Source organism: Pseudomonas paracarnis (assembly GCF_904063055.1).
Lineage (GTDB): Bacteria > Pseudomonadota > Gammaproteobacteria > Pseudomonadales > Pseudomonadaceae > Aquipseudomonas > Aquipseudomonas paracarnis.
Genome location: NZ_CAJFCN010000001.1, coordinates 428,292 through 446,475, shown reverse-complemented (window position 1 = coordinate 446,475; position 18,184 = coordinate 428,292). Strand labels below are relative to the sequence as shown.

Sequence of the window (18,184 nt, the reverse complement as noted above, 5' to 3'; positions counted from 1 at the left end):
CGGGACGTAACGCGGCAAACACTCTGCGGGTGCAGAGTGTTTGCAATGGCTGAATATCAGAACTCAGCGCATTCAACGGCCGATTTGAGCGTTGGTATTCGCATTGCTGTTCGCGTTGGAAACGCTGTTGTTGATCGTAAAATTAGTGGTGGGCTGGGGATGATCGTATTTGAACGATTTGAGCGCGTCCGAAAGCTCACGCCGACTGACGGAGTCATTATGTGAATGTTTGGCGCAAGCGCCGCCCATCTGACCGCCGCCCAGTATCATACCAATCACCGAGTAAAAGTTTCCCACTGCTTGTAGGAGCATATCTATTTCGCCTCTATGAACGTTCTGGAAATGTTATCCACGTGATAAAAACCACCGAATAAAGTACCTGCGAACAGGTAACTATCTGTGGCAAGCCTGAAAAAAAGGTTCCCATTGGGCCCACCCAAAAACAGTCACAGATTTACTCCACGTCCTTCCTGATCCTGAACCAAGCCGCGTACAACGCCGGCAAGAACAACAGTGTCAACGCCGTCGCCACGATCAACCCGCCCATGATCGCCACAGCCATGGGCCCGAAGAACACACTGCGCGACAACGGAATCATCGCCAGCACCGCTGCCAGCGCCGTCAGCACAATCGGGCGAAAGCGTCGGACGGTGGCTTCGATAATTGCCTGCCAGGGTGCCAGGCCGGCCTTGATGTCTTGTTCTATCTGGTCCACCAGAATCACCGAATTACGCATGATCATGCCCGACAGCGCGATGGTGCCGAGCATGGCGACGAAACCGAAGGGTTGGCGGAACACCAACAGAAACAAGGTCACGCCGATCAGCCCCAACGGTGCGGTGAGAAAGACCATGGCCGTGCGCGAAAAGCTGCGCAGTTGCAGCATCAGCAAGGTCAGCACCACCACGATAAACAGCGGCACGCCGGCCTTCACCGAGTTTTGCCCCCGCGCAGAGTCTTCAACCGTACCGCCCACCTCCAACAGATAGCCGTCCGGCAGCTCGGCTCGCACATCGGCGAGCGTCGGCAAGATCTGCTGCACGAGGGTCGCCGGCTGTTCCTTGCCATAGATATCGGCCCGTACGGTCACTGTGGGCAGACGGTTGCGACGCCAGATGATGCCTTCTTCGAATCCATATTCGAGGGTGGCAATTTGCGACAGCGCCACGCTTTTACCATTGTCGGTGGGCACGGCCAGGCTTGGCAGGCGCGACAGCTCGCTACGCTCATGCACCGTGCCGCGCAGGAGGATCTCGATCAATTCGTTGTCCTCCCGATACTGGCTGACGCTGGCGCCGGTCAGGGAACTCTGCAGGAATTTCGACAGGTTGGCAGTGCTCACACCCAGGGCACGGGCACGGTCCTGGTCGATATTCAGGTATACGATTTTGCTCGGTTCTTCCCAGTCCAGATGCACATTCACCACATGGGTATTTTCGCGAACCTTGGCCGCCACTTTGCGCGCCAGCGAACGGACTTCTTCGATGTGCTCGCCAGTCACACGAAACTGCACGGGGTAGCCTACGGGCGGGCCGTTCTCCAGGCGCGTGACCCGCGAACGCAGGGCGGGGAATTGCTCGTTGAGGGTTTCGATCAGCCAGGTGCGCAGGCTTTCTCGCTCCTCGATGGTGTTAGCCAGCACCACAAACTGGGCGAAGCTGGCAGCGGGCAATTGCTGGTCCAGTGGCAGGTAAAACCGTGGCGAACCGGTGCCCGCGTAGGCGACATAGTTATTGATGCCGGCATGCTCCTTGAGCAACGCCTCCAGGCGCTTGACCTGTTCGGCGGTGTTGCTCAGGGAAGCGCCTTCGGCCAGTTTCAGGTCGACCATCAACTCCAAGCGACCGGAAGCCGGGAAGAACTGTTGCGGCACGAAGCGAAACAGTGCAACCGAGCCGATAAACAGCAGCAGGGTCAGCACGATCACGGTTTTACGCCGCTGCACGCACCACTCCACCAGACGCCTTACACGCTGATAGAAGGGTGTGCCGTAAGGGTCCGGGCCGTCGGTGCCGTGTTTGGCCGCATGAATCTTCGCCAGGTCGGGCAGGAGTTTTTCCCCCAGGTAGGGCACAAACACCACGGCCGCCACCCAGGAGGCCAGCAGTGCAATGGTCACCACCTGGAAGATCGAACGGGTGTATTCGCCAGTGCTCGATTGCGCGGTGGCAATCGGCAAGAAGCCTGCGGCCGTGATCAGGGTGCCGGTGAGCATGGGGAATGCGGTGCTGGTCCAGGCGAAACTCGCGGCTTTGAGGCGGTCGTAGCCCTGTTCCATTTTGATCGCCATCATTTCCACGGCGATGATCGCGTCATCCACCAGCAAGCCCAGGGCCAAGACCAAGGCGCCCAGGGAAATCTTGTGCAGGCCGATGCCCAGGTAATACATGGCGGCAAAGGTCATCGCCAGTACCAGCGGAATCGCCAGGGCGACGACCATGCCGGTGCGCACGCCGAGGGAGAAAAAGCTCACCAGCAAAACAATCGCCAGCGCTTCAGCCAATACCTGGACGAATTCGCCGACGCTGGTCTTCACAGCTGCCGGCTGGTCCGACACCTTGCGCAGCTCCATCCCTGCCGGAAGGTTCTTTTGCAGGCGTGCGAATTGCGCTTCAAGGGCCTTGCCCAGTACGAGGATGTCGCCACCGTCGCGCATGGCCACGGCCAGGCCGATGGCATCTGCGCCCATGTAGCGCATGCGCGGTGCCGGTGGGTCGTTGAAGCCTCGATGGATGTCAGCCACGTCACCGATGCGGAAGGTGCGATCCCCCACGCGTATCGGAAAGTTGCGGATCTCCTCTACTGTCTTGAAGTTGCCCGAAACGCGCAGTTGCACGCGCTCGGTGGGGGTTTCAAAGAAGCCGGCGGTGGACACCGCATTTTGCTCCTGCAACGCCTGTTGTACCGCAGCCAGAGGCAAGCCGAGGGTGGCGAGCTTGAGGTTGGACAGCTCGATCCAGATCTTCTCGTCCTGCAGGCCGAGCAGCTCGACCTTGCCCACATCCGGGACGCGTTGCAGCTGGATCTGGATGCGGTCGGCGTAGTCCTTGAGCACCGCATAGTCAAAGCCGTCGCCGGTCAGGGCGTAGATATTGCCGAAGGTGGTGCCGAACTCGTCGTTGAAAAACGGCCCCTGGATATCCGGCGGCAAGGTGTGGCGGATGTCGCTGATTTTCTTGCGCACCTGGTACCACAACTCAGGAATCTGCGCCGAACGCATCGAATCACGGGCAATAAAGGTGACCTGGGATTCACCAGGACGGGAGAACGACACGATGCGTTCATACTCACCGGTCTCCATGAGTTTTTTCTCGATTCGCTCAGTGACCTGGCGCGAGACCTCCTGGGCCGTGGCTCCAGGCCAGTTGGTCTTGATCACCATGGCCTTGAAGGTAAAGGGCGGGTCTTCGCTTTGTCCCAACTTGGTGTAGGACAAGGTGCCAACCACGGCCAGCAGGATCATCAGGAACAGTACAATCTGGCGATTACGCAACGCCCATTCGGAAAGATTGAAACCCATGGGGACTACTCCTTGGCCGCCAGATTCACTACACGGTTGGAGCGATCCACCGGGCGCACTGACTGGCCCTCATGGAGCACATGCACGCCTGCGGCCACCACCCAATCGGTGGCGGCCAAGCCTTCGAGTACCGGCACGGTGTTTTCGCCAAACGCACCAATGCGTACAGGGGTGCGTTCAAGGGTGTTGTCCGGTTTTACACGCCAAACGTAGGACGCACCGTTCTCGGCACTCAGGGCAGACAGCGGTACCGATAGGGGAATGACACCGTCGACCTGGATGAAAACCCGTGCGCTTTGGCCCAGTTCGGCGGGCACTTTGCCGCCGGTGAAGGCTACGCGCGCGGCGAAGGTGCGAGACTTGGGGTCGGCGGCAGGAGACAGTTCACGAATGCGCCCGGCGAAGCGTTGCTCTGGCTGGCTCCACAACTCCACCGACACCGGCTGGCCGATCTTGAAGCGGCCAAAGCCCTGCTCGGGCAGGCTGATCAAGACTTCACGCTCGCCATCGGTGGCCAGGGTGAACACCGTCTGGCCAGCGGAAACCACTTGCCCCACCTCGACGGCACGCTTGGCGACTACCCCATCCTGAGGCGCACGCAGCACGGCGTAGCCCGCCTGATTGCTGGACACATCGAACTCGGCCTTGATCTGCTTCAGGCGTGCTTCACCGGCTCGGTAGAGGTTTTCGGAATTGTCGTACTGCGACCGACTGACCATCTGACGGTCCATCAAGGTCTTGTAGCGATCTCGCTCCGCACGTACCAAGCTCAGATTGGCCTCTGCGGCGGCTACTTGGGCGCGGGTGGCCTCCAGTTGCAGGCGCACGTCCTGGGGGTCGAGTTCGGCCAGCGGCTGGTTGGCCTTGACCCGTTCGCCCTCCTCCACCAGGCGCTTGCTGACTTTGCCGCCGATGCGAAAGGCCAGGTCCGGCTCATAACGGGCACGCACCTCACCGGGGTAGCTGTCCATTGCCTGCGCCGACGGCTGCGGTTGCACCACCATGGCCGGGCGCACGGTGGTCTGGGCCGCTTCTTCATGGCCGCAAGCGGCCAACAGGAAGATCAGGCTGACAGGCAAAGCAAGGGGCAGGAAAGCGCTGCGCATGCTGAAGGACCTTTCGCAAATAGAGCTTGGAATAATTATACTGGCCGGTATGTTATTAATACCAAACTCACCAGTCCAGTATTAAAGGTGAAAATGTCCGACAATCCTCTGAACACCGCAAGCCCCGGGCGCCCCAAGGACATGGCAAAACGCCAGGCAATCCTCGAATCGGCAAAATCGCTGTTCCTGGACAAGGGCTATGCAAACACCAGCATGGACGCCGTCGCCCTGGCGGCCGGCGTATCGAAACTCACGGTCTACAGCCACTTCACCGACAAGGAGACGCTGTTCACCGCGGCGGTAGTGGCCAAATGTGAAGAGCAATTGCCGGTGATGTACTTCGAGCTTCCCGAAGGCATGCCCGTCGAGACGGTGTTGCTCAACATCGCACGCGGCTTTCATCGGCTGATCAACAGCGAGGAGTCGGTAAACCTGCATCGCCTGATGATGACCACCGGCAATCAGGACGTGAAACTCTCCCAGATCTTCTTCAACGCCGGCCCCATGCGCATGCTGCAAGGCATGGAGCGCTTGCTCGGCAAGATTCACCAGAGCGGTGCCTTGAGCATCGACACACCGTTCAAGGCCGCGGAACACTTCTTTTGCCTGCTCAAGGGCACGGCGAACTTTCGCTTGTTGTATGGCTGCGGCGGACAATTGAGCGCGCAAGAGGCCGAAGAGCATGTGCAGGACGTGGTGCAGTTGTTTATGCGGGCCTATCGCAGCACGGGGCTCGACAGCACCGCATAGGCGGTAGCAACCGACGGTAACCACGATGCGAAGCGAGTCGCTCTTGATCTGCTCTTGATCTGCTTTTGATTTTGATCTTAAGCGCCCCGTCAAACCACGCTGGCCGGAATTCGACAGGGATTTGGGGGGTAAACCGGCAGGGATGCCGGTTTAGCCGCCCCGCGCCATGGATGGCGCGTGGCGGCGGCCCCCCAACTCACTGGCGGATTATGGGCACACCGAGCCCAGGCGAGGTGCCGAGTGGTGGGGCAAGAGCGTTTTGCTTACTTTTGCGCTTTTCAAAAGTGAGCCGCTGTCAGAGCGGAACCCTAGGTGGCCGTTACCGCAGGAATGGATATGTACACAATCCAACTGTGTTGACTGCCAGGCAGCCTTCGCGAGCAAGCCCGCTCCCACAGTTTGGATAGCGGGGCGTCAGGTAGACAGGTGTCGGCTTTCAGGCCGTCATCGCAGGCAAGCCAGCTCCCACATTTGGATTGCGGCGCGCCAGAGAGATAGGCATCGGCTGTCAGGCCGTCTTCGCAGGCAAGCCAGCTCCCACAGTTGGATCTCGCCGCACCTGGGAGATAAGTGCTGCTGTTTGCAGCTTACGGCTTGAGCGCTTTCTTGGGATAAATGTCGTAGCGGCTGGACTTGCCATCCAGCGCATGGCTCGGCTTCGGCCCCTCAATGCAGGGTGCCTTGCGCGGACGCTTGACCACCACACGATGGCTGGCCAGGGCCAGAGCCGCCGCGAGCAACGCCGGGGCATCCGGGTCATCGCCCACCAATGGGCGGAACAGGCGCATTTCCTTCTTCACCAGGGCGGTTTTCTCACGGTGCGGAAACATCGGGTCCAGGTAGATCACCTGAGGCGGCTCGCCCTGCCAGTTGAGCATCACGTCGATGGAGTTGCCCTTGAGCAGCTTCATGCGCGCCACAATCGGCGCCACGTCAAAATCCTCGGCAGCGCGGGCCAGACCATCTTCGAGCAAGGCGCCGATCAGCGGCTGGCGCTCGATCAGGCTCATCTCACACCCGAGGCTGGCCAGCACGAACGCGTCCTTGCCCAAGCCAGCCGTGGCATCCAGCACCCGCGGGCGCACGCCCTGGGCGATGCCCACCGCCTTGGCGATCATCTGCCCGCTGCCGCCACCATACAACCGCCGATGCGCCGCGCCGCCTTCGACAAAGTCGACCCGCACCGGCCCTGGCGCATCAGGCCCAAGCTGTTGCAACTGCAAGCCGTGCTCCCCCACTTGCAGGGAAAAATCCGCATCGGCCACCTGCAGAGGCAACCCCAGCAGCGAAGCCCACTGTTCAGCGCGGGCCTGGAAGCTGTCAGCCAAGGCTTGGACCTGGATGCGGCTGGCCGCTGGTTGTTCGTTCATCAATCGCCACGCTCAAAAATATTAAGGATCGGCAAACAACGGCCGATAAAAATCACAGTCAGGTATTTTGCCAGAGCTGAGCGTCGACCGAGAAAAATGTCAGACATTCTTCCCCTTTCCATCGGTGTACTGCCGACCCACAACCATTACGGCCTGCGCAATACCCAAGCGCTGGCCGGGGTGAGTCATGTGTGGCAGGACTTCTTCGCCCGTGCGTTGGCCGAGCAGCTCGGTGAAACGTCGGACGCGCTCGCCGCCAAGACGCCTGCCCCGGCAGACCCGGCGGTTGAACCCCGCGAAGGCGCCGACCTGCTGGCGCAGATCCTCACCCAGCGTGAGTGCGATGTGAAAGACACCGAGATCGCCCCGCCGGAACCGCTCTTCCTGCCAATTGCCGAGTTCGAAACCGAGCTGCTGCCACCGGCCGCGACGCCGTTCCCGGAAGAAGAAGTCATCGTCCAGCAACGCCAACAAGCGTTTGAGAGCGAGTGGGTGCGCCCCATTGTGCTGAACGCCGGCCAACCGCTACCCGCGCCGGGCCCGGCGCCACAACCACGCCCACTGCACCTGCCGATTGCCGAATTCGAGCTGGACCTGCTGCCACCGGCCGCCACGCCGTACCCCGAAGAAGAACTGCTGGCGCAGCAAAAGGCCCTGGATTTCGATTACTACTGGGCGCGCCCGCTGGTGACCCACAACCTGCGCCTGGCCGCCTGAACCTTAGCGACACACCCACCAACGCCCCATGTCCAGATGGAAATGGTTGCGATGGGCGGCGTTGTAGTCCGGGCTCAACACCACGTTGAAATCATCACAGGCGCCATCGCGTACCAAGCGCAGGAAACGCGCACTGTCGCCCTGGCCCGGCCAATCCTTGAGCACGCTGATGCTGCGCCCATCCGCCAGGCGAAAACCGGCGATATCCAGGGCATTGGCCGACGCATGCTGGCTGAGTCGACCGTCGGCACGGTTGTAGATATTACGGCAGGCAAAACTGCCCAAATGCTCGACGCGGCTCACCGCTTGGCCAAACACGGCCTGGGCCGCCGGTTGCAGGCTATGTCGCTCGAACAAGGCGAACGCCACCGCCAGCGGGCAACTGGCAAGAAAGCTGCTGCTCAAGGCCACGTCAGCGCCCTGCACGCGCAGGACACTGCGCAAGGGGCACGCTGCATCAGTCGGTGTATCAGCCTGGCGGCTCACGCGCAGACCAGAGGTGTTCAACACCTGGTCACACAGCGCTGGATCATCCTGCAAACGACTGAGCTTGTAGCGCGTCAACAGGTTGGGGCTCGCTCGCACATCCAAGGGCGCCCAGGGGTTCCATTCAGGCGGCATCGGCACCCAACCGCGCCAGACAGCCAACGCAAATGCCCCCACCAACAACAGCAACACACTCAATGTCTTGACCACACCCACGGCTCAACCCTCAAAGTAGTCCGAGCTGCTCCGCCACGGGTTCTCGATGCAAGGCAGGCAGCGGCGGTAGCCCTGGCAGGCGCACCATCAGCTTGGCGTGGAAGCGCAGCGCCAGCTGTGCCGCGAGACGGTTGTCCGACGTGTGCAGGAACATATAGGGCGTGCGGCCCTCTTCGATCCAAGTGGCAATCTTTTCCACCCAGGGAATCAGGAACGGGTCATTGGCCTCAAGGTCCGGATGCCCGATGAAGCGCACCTGGGGAAACTGCGTCAGGGCCGCCGGGCGCGGTGGCACCCGGGGCTTTTTTGACTGGGCATGCAGCACCGCTTCCGAGGTAGAAGTACAACTGAACAGTGCACGGGGATCGAGGCAGATGCGCTCGACACCGCGATCGCGCAACAGGCGGTTGAGCATGCGCTCAGCATCACCCTTGGCAAAGAACTGTTCATGACGCACCTCCACGGCCAGCGGCCGATCAATGCCATCGAGAAATCCAGCCAGCTCCGCCAGGCGTGGCGGCGTAAAGCTCTTCGAGAGCTGCAGCCACAGCGGTGAAACGCGCTCACCCAACGGGCTCATCAAGCCGACAAAACTTTCTGCCGCCGGCAACTGTTCACGCAAATCGCCAGCATGGCTGATATCGCCGGGGAATTTGGCGGTGAAGCGAAAATCATCAGGCATGATTTCGGCCCAGCGCTGCACAGTGGCGGCCGAGGGGCGAGCGTAAAAAGTGGTATTGCCCTCAACGGCGTTGAAGACCTGGGAATAGAGCCCGAGGTAATCGCTGGAACGTGCCTCAACGGGATACAGGTACTCGCGCCAGGCGTTTTCACTCCAGGACGGGCAGCCGATGTAATAAGGCAAACGCATCAGATATGGATATCGAGACCCAGCACTTCCATATCCCATTCGACAAAGCCGGCAGTGGTCAGGTAGCTGGCCAGGGCGGTGGCAACGCTTTTGCTCATGGAACGGGGAAAGACCATGTCTTGCTGACGGGCAGGAACGCCGCTGATACGTGCGCTCGAGGCGCCTTGAGCTTTGGAAGGCGTATCGGTGTGTACTTCGATGAAGTCCGGTGAATCCTCGACGGACTCGTCTACCGTCACGCTCGCCTTGCGCGGCTTACGCTTGAGGGGGTACGACTGTGAGGAAAAACCGTCTATACGCATACATGCAGACTCGGTATCAATGATGGCAATTTAGCGGCACTTTCCATGGCGCGCAAATGCTCTGGTGATAACTAGAACACATAATTTGTAAAAGGTTTAAAAACCCAGGCAAATTCTGACGATTGGCGAAATTTGCCGCGTAACGCCCACATTTTTGGCGTCAAATAATCCCGCGTTCGGCCTTGGTCTGCGCGACTTTATCGCGCAGGTACACCGGTGCTGCCTGGTCCGCCGCAATCGCCTCGCCGCGCTCGAATGCGAAACGTGCCAACGCCAGCAGGTCTTCGGCGTGGGGCAACATCGCCGCGTCCTGTTCGGCGCAGGTCACCTTGATGCGTTCGCCATAACCCCAGCCCGTACCGGCACCGAACCAATCGCCGCTGGCGTCAGCGGGCAGTTGCGCCGCTTCGGGGGCCAGCACCGCTTCCGTGCCGACCAGGCGCATTTCGCCTGCGGTCTCACGGTAGCAACCCCAGTAAACTTCATCCATGCGCGCATCAATTGCCGCTGCCACGTGCGACGCCCCGTGCTCACGCAACGCGCGCTGGGCCAGTACCGCCAGGTTGGACACCGGCAGCACCGGGCGCTCCAGCGCAAAGGCCAGGCCCTGCACCACGCCAATGGCAATGCGCACGCCAGTGAATGCACCGGGGCCACGGCCGAACGCGATGGCATCCACGGCAGCCAGGGTGGTACCGGCGTCTTCAAGCAGTTGCTTGATCATCGGCAACAATTTCTGCGCGTGCAGGCGCGGGATCACCTCGTAGTGGCTCGTGACCTTGCCATCGTGCAGCAAGGCAACGGAGCAAGCTTCAGTCGCGGTGTCCAGGGCCAGCAGGGTGCTCATCGGTGTGGGTGTCCAAGTCGGAAAAAAGTGCGCCAGTATAAACAACAACGGCCCGCAAGCGGGCCGTTGTCTGTGCCGCCGATCACAGGATCAGCTCAGTGCTTGCAGCACCTTGGCGGTGATGGCCTCTACCGAGCCCACACCAGGGATGTGGCTGTATTTCGGCTTGCCCTGGGCTGCGGACAGCTTCTGGTAGAAGTCCACCAGGGGCTTGGTCTGGGAATGGTAGACCGACAGGCGATGACGCACAGTTTCTTCGGTGTCGTCTTTACGCTGCACCAGGTCTTCGCCAGTGACATCGTCCTTGCCTTCGACTTTCGGCGGGTTGTAGACGATGTGGTACACGCGGCCCGAGCCTTCGTGAACGCGACGGCCAGCGATACGCTGGACGATCTCTTCGTCTTCAACTGCGATCTCGACCACGGCGTCCAACTCCACGCCCGCCTTCACCAAGGCTTCAGCCTGGGGAATGGTGCGTGGGAAGCCGTCGAACAGGAAACCGTTCTTGCAGTCTTCCTGGCTGATGCGTTCCTTGACCAGGTTGATGATCAGGTCATCGGAGACCAGGCCGCCGCTGTCCATCACGCTCTTGGCGATCAGGCCCAGCTCGGTGCCAGCCTTGACGGCCGCACGCAGCATGTCGCCGGTGGAGATTTGTGGAATGCCGAATTTTTCAGTGATGAACTTTGCCTGAGTACCTTTACCGGCCCCGGGAGCTCCCAGCAGAATGACGCGCATCGATGTGCTCCTCAATTTTTTATAGAGATGACGCTCGGATTCGCCGCGTGGGGCCAATCTCGTAAAAATGTGGTTCTAGGCCGATCAAACGGCCAAAGGCTGATCAAGATACACAGCGGGCCCTCACCATACAAGCCGCCAAAAGTAGGAGAAACCCGCGCCGCACATGCGTCAGCGCCAGGGTGTGCCTGAGCGCAACCCGCCTGCTCAAAAGACGACCGCCCGTTTCCGGGCGGTCGTCGTGGTTTATCCGCAAGCCATTGAGTGCACGCAAAAAACCTCAACCGGTGTTGCGCAAACCGGCCGCAATACCGGCCACGGACACCAGCAGCGCCTGTTCCAGAGGGCTGTCTTGCGCAGCCTCCTGCTGACGGGAACGTGCCAACAACTCGGCCTGCAACAGGTGCAAGGGGTCCAGGTAGGTGTTGCGCAGGCGGATGAACTCCAGGGTGTCGGGGCTATGGGCCAGCAGCTGCGACTGGCCGGTCAGGCCAAGCACCACGTCACACGCCTGCGACAATAGGTCGCGTAAGTGCGCACCCAATGCCAGCAGGTCCGGCTGCACCAGACGCTCATCATAAAGACGGGCGATATCGGCATCGGCCTTGGCCAGCACCATTTCCAGCATGTCGATGCGCGTGCGAAAGAATGGCCACTGCTCGCGCATCTGCCCCAGCAATTGACCTTCACCGCGCTCCAGCGCCTTGCTCAGTGCCGCTTCCCAGCCGAGCCAGGCGGGTAGCATCAGACGCGTCTGGGTCCAGCCAAAGATCCATGGGATGGCGCGCAAGCTTTCTATCCCGCCCGCACGGCGCTTGGCCGGGCGACTGCCCAAGGGCAAACGGCCCAACTCCTGCTCCGGCGTGGACTGGCGGAAGTACTCGACGAACTGCGGATTTTCCCGCACCACGGCCCGGTAAGCGCTGACACCGTCTGCCGCCAGTTCGTCCATCAGATGACGCCAGGCAGGCTCGGGAGGGGGCGGCGGTAACAGGGTCGCTTCCAGTACCGCCGCCAGGTAGAGATTGAGGTTCTGCTCAGCGATATCCGGCAGACCGAATTTGAAGCGAATCATCTCGCCCTGCTCAGTGGTACGGAAACGCCCCGCCACCGAGCCCGGCGGCTGCGACAGGATAGCCGCGTGTGCCGGGCCACCGCCACGACCAACGGTGCCGCCGCGACCATGGAACAACAATAGCTCCACCTGTTGCTCGCGGCAGATATCCACCAGACGTTCCTGCGCCCGGTACTGCGCCCAGGCGGCGGCCGTGGTGCCCGCGTCCTTGGCCGAGTCCGAGTAGCCAATCATCACTTCCTGCGGGCCCTGCAAGCGTGCGCGGTAACCCGGCAATTGCAGCAGACGCTCCATCACCGGTCCGGCGTTGTCCAGGTCGGCCAGGGTCTCGAACAACGGCACTACGCGCATCGGCCGTTGTACGCCCGACTCTTTCAACAGCAGTTGCACCGCCAACACATCCGACGCGGCGCCCGCCATAGAGATGACATACGAACCTAATGACGCCGCCGGTGCGGCGGCGATTTCCTTGCAGGTATTCAATACCTCGGCAGTGTCCGCCGAGGGTTTGAAGTAACCCGGCAGCAAGGGCCGCCGATTGGTCAGTTCCTGGGTCAGGAAGCTGATACGCGCATCCTCATCCCAGTCCTCATAACGCCCCAGGCCCAGGTAATCGGTAATTTCGGTCATGGCCGCCGAGTGACGGCTGGAGTCCTGACGCACATCCAGGCGCACCAGGAACAGGCCGAACGTCACGGCACGGCGCAGGCAGTCGAGCAGCGGGCCATCGGCGATCACGCCCATGCCGCATTCATGCAGGGACTGGTAGCACAGCTGCAGCGGGTCGAGCAGGTCGCGGTTGTCCTGCAACACCTCGGCCGGCGCCGGGGTGGTGCTGGTCAACGAGGTGTGGGCCCACTGGCGCGTGGCGCGCAGGCGTTCGCGCAGTTGCTTGAGCAAGGCACGATAAGGTTCGACGCTGTCGCCGACTTTGGCTTGCAACGCCGGGCTGGCCTGTTGCATCGACAGCTCGGAAGCCAGTTGATCAATGTCACGCAGATACAAATCCGCCGCCATCCAACGCGCCAGCAGCAGCACTTCGCGGGTGACCGGCGCGGTGACGTTGGGGTTGCCGTCACGGTCGCCGCCCATCCACGAAGCAAAGCGAATCGGCGCAGCCTCCAGGGGCAGGCGCAAGCCGGTGGCGGCGTGCAGGGCCTGGTCGGCCTTGCGCAGGTAATTGGGAATGGCGTGCCACAGCGAATGCTCGATCACCGCAAAGCCCCATTTGGCTTCATCTACCGGCGTGGGGCGCACGCGCCGGATTTCTTCGGTGTGCCAGGCTTCGGCGATCAAGCGTTGCAAGCGCTCGCGAATCTGCTCGCGCTCGGCGGTGGTGAGATCGCGGTGATCCTGCAAGGCCAGTTGCGCGGCAATGGCATCGTATTTCTGAATCAGCGTGCGGCGGGCCACTTCGGTGGGGTGGGCGGTGAGCACCAGCTCGATGTCCAGCCGCGCCAGCTGCCGGGCCAAGGATTCATTGCTGTGCCCTTCGCTTTGCAGACGGGCCAGCAATTCTGGCAAGACGCGGGATTCGAACGGCGAAGATTGCGATTCATCGCGCCGATGAATCAACTGATATTGCTCGGCAATGTTGGCCAGGTTGAGGAACTGGTTGAAGGCCCGCGCCACGGGCAGCAACTCCTCCTCCTGCAACTGATTGAGGCTGGCGCTCAGTTCATCACCAGCGGCATTTTGCGAAACGGCTCCACGGCGGTCGGCCTTGGCGCCTTTGCGGATCTGCTCGATCTTATCGAGGAAAGCCTCGCCGTACTGCTCTCGAATGGTGTTGCCCAACAGCTCACCCAGCAGGTGAACATCCTCACGCAAGCGTGCATCGATATCACTCATCAGCCAATCTCCAGCCAGAAATCCGGGACGCGCAGGTGCTTCAGAGTGCCGCCGACGTCGGTTTCTGACAAGGCCGAACGCGAACGACTTTAAACCTTGGCGCTTACAGCTAGTCTCAACGATGAGTCGCCGCGTTATTTTCACGCAGGCGGCTGGTCACTCATCACCGCCTGCCATCGCAGGCTTTATTGAGGTAGCCATGAAAATTCGAGAACTGGCCCAGCATTGGGAAGAAACCGCCAAGGGTCGTTTGACCAAGACTGAATACGCCATTCATCTGGATGTAGAAGCCGCTGCCCGGCTGGCGGCCATTGCCGAGATGTACCCCAAGCGCCACGTCGAAGAACTGCTCGGCGAGCTGATCGGCGCCGCACTGGAAGAGCTGGAAGCCAGCTTTCCCTACATCCAGGGCCAGCAGGTGATTGCCACCGACGAAGAGGGTGATCCGCTGTATGAAGACGTCGGCCCCACCCCACGTTTTCTCACGTTATCCCGTCGCCATTTGCATGATTTATCAGCCGTTGCTGACGAACAAAAACACTGATAAACATTTATTGACGTCAATTAAACCCACGTATTCCGGGCCTTTTACAGGCCCGGAGGTACCGCTGCCCGCCGCGAAAGTTCCATTTTTTAAACATTGACCAGTCAGTCAGATATTTTTTTAGGCAAATCGCCATATCCGCTGAACTTTTGAAAAAAGCCTCCGGTCACAGCCAGTAGCCATCACTTGTGGAACGGTCGTTTGAACGGACGCCATGTGCTTTACCGACGGGCCCGAAATCGATACGCCCCGATGGATTTTGATGTTTTTCAGGAGTTATCCAATGGAGTTGAAGACGATGAACACCAGCACTGCCAAATCCTCGTTTAACCACCTGCGCGGGCTCAAATTGGCCGCGCTGGCAATCGGCACCAGCTTCGTTCTGGCGGGCTGCGCCGGCAACCCTCCAACCGAGCAGTACGCCGTAACCCAATCGGCCGTCAACAGCGCAGTCAGCGCCGGCGGTACCGAGTATGCGGCGGTGGAAATGAAGTCGGCCCAGGACAAGCTCAAAGAAGCTGAGATTGCCATGCACGACAAGAACTACGACAAAGCTCGCCAACTGGCTGAACAAGCCGAGTGGGATGCTCGCGTCGCTGAGCGTAAAGCCCAGGCTGCCAAGGCTCAACAGGCTGTGAAGGATTCCCAGAAGGCTGTTGACGAACTGCGTAAAGAAGGCATGCGCCCGGCTGCAATCATGCAGAAGTAAGCCGCTGCCACTTGACTGCATCGCACCTGATATCGAATTGAAAGGACGACACGACTATGCGTAAACAATTGATGATCCCTGCCCTGCTGGCGATGAGCGTTGCCTTGGCGGCCTGCTCCACCCCGCCGAACGCGAACCTGGAAAATGCGCGGACCAATTTCTCGTCCCTGCAAACCAACCCACAAGCCACCAAGCTGGCTGCGCTGGAAACCAAAGACGCCAGCGACTGGCTGGACAAGGCTGACAAGGCCTACCGCGACAAAGAAGACGAGAAGAAAGTCGACCAACTCGCATACCTGACCAACCAGCGCGTTGAAGTGGCCAAGGACACCATCGTCCTGCGCGAATCCGAAGCCAAGCTGAAAAATGCCGGTGACGAACGCGCCCGTGCCCTGCTGGACGCGCGTGATGCGCAGATCAAGCAACTGCAAAACAGCTTGAACGCCAAGCAAACCGATCGTGGCACCCTGGTGACTTTCGGTGACGTGCTGTTCGCCACCAACAAGTCCGACCTGAAATCCAGCGGCCTGGTGAACATCACCAAGCTGGCTCAGTTCCTGCGCGACAACCCAGACCGTAAAGTGATCGTCGAAGGCTACACCGACAGCACCGGTTCTGACTCGTACAACCAGAGCCTGTCGGAGCGTCGTGCCGCTTCCGTTCAACGTGCACTGGCTCAACAAGGCGTGGATATCTCGCGCATCGTGACCCAGGGCTATGGCAAGGAATATCCGGTTGCCGATAACGGCAGCGTTTCCGGCCGCGCCATGAACCGTCGCGTTGAGGTGACAATCTCCAACGACAACCAGCCGGTCAAGCCACGGTCTTCCGTCGCTAACTGATCATTGGTCTGGTAAAAAGCCCCGCCTTCAGGCGGGGCTTTTTCGTTGCCATTCATGAAAGCGTATTCAAGCTTTAGTCATTGAGGTATCCGAAGGTGATGCGATTGCCACAAAAAAACCACCAGAAACGGTGGTTTTTTTGACTAGGGAAACTTGATCATGCGATCAGTATCTTCATCCGGCGGCGTTATCTTTTTGTTATGACGGGAGGTATCAGATGAGCAACCTGCCAACTGATTACGCGCCTGTTCTTGCGCATCCGCCCGCTCCAACGCCTGATGCGCCCTGGCCATAGCCAGCATATTGCATATCGCATCAATTCTTATCACTGCCTTCCCGCCCCCACTGTGCGTAAGTTACATCGCCCTTTGTGGTACCTGACGCAATTAGGTTCCAAACAATTTCGTTACACGCCCCCGGTACGCCGATAAGTGCAATGCCGCTGACATGAAAAACCTGTCGATAACTGACAGGTTTTTAAGGGTTGCCTATCAGTAGGTGACTGAGCCTTGATTCTCGCCACCGCCGGCCTGAATCTGGCCTTGGCCAGCTGAGCCACCTTCACCGGCTTGGCCACTTTGAGCCGCTTTTTTTTCCAGCAGTTGCTTCAGCATTTCAAGCAGCTCTTCAATGCTTTCTCCCCCACCAGCGCCTTGGCTTGCTCCGGAACCTTGAGCGCCTCCACCCCCCTGGGAACCACCGGAACCAGAACCTTGCGAACCTTCACCGCGCTTAGCGCGGATTTGCTCTTGAAGTTGCTGGATTTGCTGATCAAGACCTTGCGAAGCCCCCTGAGAACCTCCCGAATTGCCGACGCCAATTGAAGGTGCTGCGCCAATACCATTCATAAAACTCGTACTCCAGATTGATGAAATAAAGTGCGCTGATCAGCCAGGCCAATCAGTACCTCATCTGTGGCGTACGAATGAAGATGGTTCCAATCTGTAAAGGCTCGAAAGCCCTTGAGCAACTAAGCTGCACACCGGATGGTTTTTGGGCTCACTGTTGCAACTGCGGGGTTTCCTGCCCCATGCAACGCACGGCCTGCTTCTTGTTATTGACCAGCACGCCGCTCAAGCCTTTCTGTTCGGTATCAAACATCACCAACACGCCGTCAACGCACTGCGCCACTTGCGCAGCCGGGGTCAGGGAGATCTTGTAATCCTCGCCCGGCACTGTCTTGAGCATGGTGAAGTCGCTGAGCAGCAACGCATCTTCGGGCTTGGCGAAGTGCAGGTAGCCGTAGTACCACAGGCAGCCTACGGTGCCGATGATGGTGCCGATGCCGGTGAGAATCAGCGGGATCATATTGCGTTCTTCGCTCATTGCGGGCTCTCTGATGAATCAACTTTAGGAACAGGGTAATTCGGGATTTCTCCCAGGCGGCGCAAGCCGTTGAAGTGCTGCGGGTCGTCCAGATAACGCAGCATGACGGTTTGCCAGGTTTTGTCGGCAAAGGTCTGCACATGGCCGCCACGGGTCAGTTGCAACACCCTGGGCGGGGGGGCGGCCTGATACAAGCGGATGCCATTGGACACCGGCACGATAGGGTCATCCAGGCTGTGGAACAGCAACTTGGGCACGCCGGTCAGCCCTGGCATGGCCTTGATCGCACTATCGCCGTCAGGCACCAGCCATGACAGCGGCACCTGCAACGGCCAGGTTAACCAGGAAGTGCTCAAGGCGAATTGTCCTACGTCACGATAACTGGCGGGTACGCCGTCCAATACCAGCGCCTTGAGTTGGGATTGGCGCTCCGGGTGGGCTGCCAGGTAATGCACTGCCAGTGCACCACCCAGGCTTTGGCCGAGGATAATCAGCGGTTGACCCTGGGTTTCAGGCGCCTTGTCGATCCAGCTGAAAGCGGCGTCGATATCCTGGTAGATCGCCGGCAACGATGGCTTGCCTTCCGAAAGCCCATAGCCACGATAGTCCAGCAACAGCACTTGATAGCCCTGTTCCGGCAACCACCAACTGCCCCCCAGGTGCCAGGCGAGGTTACCGCCATTGCCGTGCAAATGCAGGACGGTGCCCTTGAGCGGTACACCGGGTTTGGCCGGCAGCCACCAGGCGTGCAGTTTCACGCCATCTGCGGTGGTGAGCGTGACGTCGCGGTAGGGAAGATGGGCTTTTTCCGGCGTGAAGGGCAGGCCGGGCTCGGGGTAGAACAGCAAGGAGCTGCAGCCGTTCAGTGTGAGTAGCAGGCATAAAATGCCGAGGATTCTCATCCGTTGAAGCCT

18 protein-coding genes are annotated in these 18,184 nt (G+C 60.0%); 5 read left to right on the top strand and 13 right to left on the bottom strand.

Annotation, left to right across the window (positions count from 1 at the left end; translation table 11 throughout):
• Positions 1-72 precede the first annotated feature (72 nt).
• The 3 genes from JMV15_RS01995 to JMV15_RS01985 all read right to left on the bottom strand — a co-directional run bounded on the left by JMV15_RS01995 (position 73) and on the right by JMV15_RS01985 (position 4,626).
• Positions 73-312: a hypothetical protein gene (locus JMV15_RS01995; protein ID WP_019817869.1), complete on the bottom strand. Its 240-nt coding sequence runs from the start codon at positions 310-312 to the stop codon at positions 73-75.
• Between the two features lie 142 nt (positions 313-454).
• Positions 455-3,520, bottom strand: coding sequence for an efflux RND transporter permease subunit (locus JMV15_RS01990; protein ID WP_020300957.1), 3,066 nt, complete (start codon positions 3,518-3,520; stop codon positions 455-457).
• Between the two features lie 5 nt (positions 3,521-3,525).
• Positions 3,526-4,626, bottom strand: coding sequence for an efflux RND transporter periplasmic adaptor subunit (locus tag JMV15_RS01985; protein ID WP_102666731.1), 1,101 nt, complete (start codon positions 4,624-4,626; stop codon positions 3,526-3,528).
• 93 nt (positions 4,627-4,719) lie between these two features.
• Between JMV15_RS01985 and JMV15_RS01980 the strand changes: the two genes are divergently transcribed.
• Positions 4,720-5,376 carry a TetR/AcrR family transcriptional regulator gene (locus tag JMV15_RS01980; RefSeq protein WP_014717214.1) on the top strand — a complete coding sequence of 219 codons (657 nt, stop codon included), beginning with the start codon at positions 4,720-4,722 and terminating at the stop codon, positions 5,374-5,376.
• A 587-nt stretch (positions 5,377-5,963) separates the two neighbouring features.
• On the opposite strand, the gene JMV15_RS01975 is transcribed toward JMV15_RS01980, so the two are convergent.
• Positions 5,964-6,746, bottom strand: a complete 783-nt coding sequence (locus JMV15_RS01975) for a class I SAM-dependent methyltransferase (protein WP_014717213.1) — start codon at positions 6,744-6,746, stop codon at positions 5,964-5,966.
• Between the two features lie 96 nt (positions 6,747-6,842).
• On the opposite strand from JMV15_RS01975, the gene JMV15_RS01970 reads away from it, so the two are divergent.
• The gene (locus tag JMV15_RS01970; protein WP_032903259.1) at positions 6,843-7,463 is read left to right on the top strand and encodes a hypothetical protein; all 621 of its coding nucleotides are present in this window, start codon (positions 6,843-6,845) and stop codon (positions 7,461-7,463) included.
• Between the two features lie 3 nt (positions 7,464-7,466).
• On the opposite strand, the gene JMV15_RS01965 is transcribed toward JMV15_RS01970, so the two are convergent.
• The 6 genes from JMV15_RS01965 to ppc all read right to left on the bottom strand — a co-directional run bounded on the left by JMV15_RS01965 (position 7,467) and on the right by ppc (position 13,849).
• Positions 7,467-8,165, bottom strand: coding sequence for an extensin-like domain-containing protein (locus tag JMV15_RS01965; protein WP_014717211.1), 699 nt, complete (start codon positions 8,163-8,165; stop codon positions 7,467-7,469).
• Between the two features lie 10 nt (positions 8,166-8,175).
• Positions 8,176-9,036 (bottom strand): DUF72 domain-containing protein, encoded by an 861-nt coding sequence (locus tag JMV15_RS01960; RefSeq protein ID WP_019817731.1) that lies wholly within the window; start codon positions 9,034-9,036, stop codon positions 8,176-8,178.
• Positions 9,036-9,338: a hypothetical protein gene (locus JMV15_RS01955; protein ID WP_034126521.1), complete on the bottom strand. Its 303-nt coding sequence runs from the start codon at positions 9,336-9,338 to the stop codon at positions 9,036-9,038. Before JMV15_RS01955 ends, JMV15_RS01960 begins: the two co-directional genes overlap by 1 nt.
• Before the next feature lie 160 nt (positions 9,339-9,498).
• Positions 9,499-10,185 carry a tRNA (adenosine(37)-N6)-threonylcarbamoyltransferase complex dimerization subunit type 1 TsaB gene (gene tsaB, locus JMV15_RS01950; RefSeq protein ID WP_014717208.1) on the bottom strand — a complete coding sequence of 229 codons (687 nt, stop codon included), beginning with the start codon at positions 10,183-10,185 and terminating at the stop codon, positions 9,499-9,501.
• A gap of 90 nt (positions 10,186-10,275) precedes the next feature.
• On the bottom strand, positions 10,276-10,923 hold the full coding sequence (gene adk, locus JMV15_RS01945) for an adenylate kinase (protein ID WP_003189104.1): 648 nt from the start codon (positions 10,921-10,923) through the stop codon (positions 10,276-10,278).
• 280 nt (positions 10,924-11,203) lie between these two features.
• On the bottom strand, positions 11,204-13,849 hold the full coding sequence (gene ppc, locus JMV15_RS01940; RefSeq protein ID WP_201491242.1) for a phosphoenolpyruvate carboxylase: 2,646 nt from the start codon (positions 13,847-13,849) through the stop codon (positions 11,204-11,206).
• Positions 13,850-14,048: 199 nt separating this feature from the next.
• Here ppc and JMV15_RS01935 point away from each other — a divergent pair, with 199 nt between their 5' ends.
• The 3 genes from JMV15_RS01935 to JMV15_RS01925 all read left to right on the top strand — a co-directional run bounded on the left by JMV15_RS01935 (position 14,049) and on the right by JMV15_RS01925 (position 15,944).
• Positions 14,049-14,393, top strand: coding sequence for a hypothetical protein (locus JMV15_RS01935; protein WP_014717206.1), 345 nt, complete (start codon positions 14,049-14,051; stop codon positions 14,391-14,393).
• 283 nt (positions 14,394-14,676) lie between these two features.
• The gene (locus tag JMV15_RS01930) at positions 14,677-15,102 is read left to right on the top strand and encodes a DUF4398 domain-containing protein (protein ID WP_003189094.1); all 426 of its coding nucleotides are present in this window, start codon (positions 14,677-14,679) and stop codon (positions 15,100-15,102) included.
• A gap of 56 nt (positions 15,103-15,158) precedes the next feature.
• Positions 15,159-15,944, top strand: coding sequence for an OmpA family protein (locus JMV15_RS01925; RefSeq protein ID WP_003189093.1), 786 nt, complete (start codon positions 15,159-15,161; stop codon positions 15,942-15,944).
• Positions 15,945-16,435: 491 nt separating this feature from the next.
• On the opposite strand, the gene JMV15_RS01920 is transcribed toward JMV15_RS01925, so the two are convergent.
• From JMV15_RS01920 to JMV15_RS01910, 3 genes are all read right to left on the bottom strand, one after another.
• Positions 16,436-16,792 carry a hypothetical protein gene (locus JMV15_RS01920; RefSeq protein WP_014717203.1) on the bottom strand — a complete coding sequence of 119 codons (357 nt, stop codon included), beginning with the start codon at positions 16,790-16,792 and terminating at the stop codon, positions 16,436-16,438.
• Positions 16,793-16,943: 151 nt separating this feature from the next.
• The gene (locus JMV15_RS01915) at positions 16,944-17,270 is read right to left on the bottom strand and encodes a hypothetical protein (protein ID WP_003172217.1); all 327 of its coding nucleotides are present in this window, start codon (positions 17,268-17,270) and stop codon (positions 16,944-16,946) included.
• Positions 17,267-18,172, bottom strand: a complete 906-nt coding sequence (locus JMV15_RS01910; RefSeq protein ID WP_014717202.1) for an alpha/beta hydrolase — start codon at positions 18,170-18,172, stop codon at positions 17,267-17,269. The genes JMV15_RS01915 and JMV15_RS01910 overlap by 4 nt, the downstream gene beginning before the upstream one ends.
• Positions 18,173-18,184: the final 12 nt, after the last annotated feature.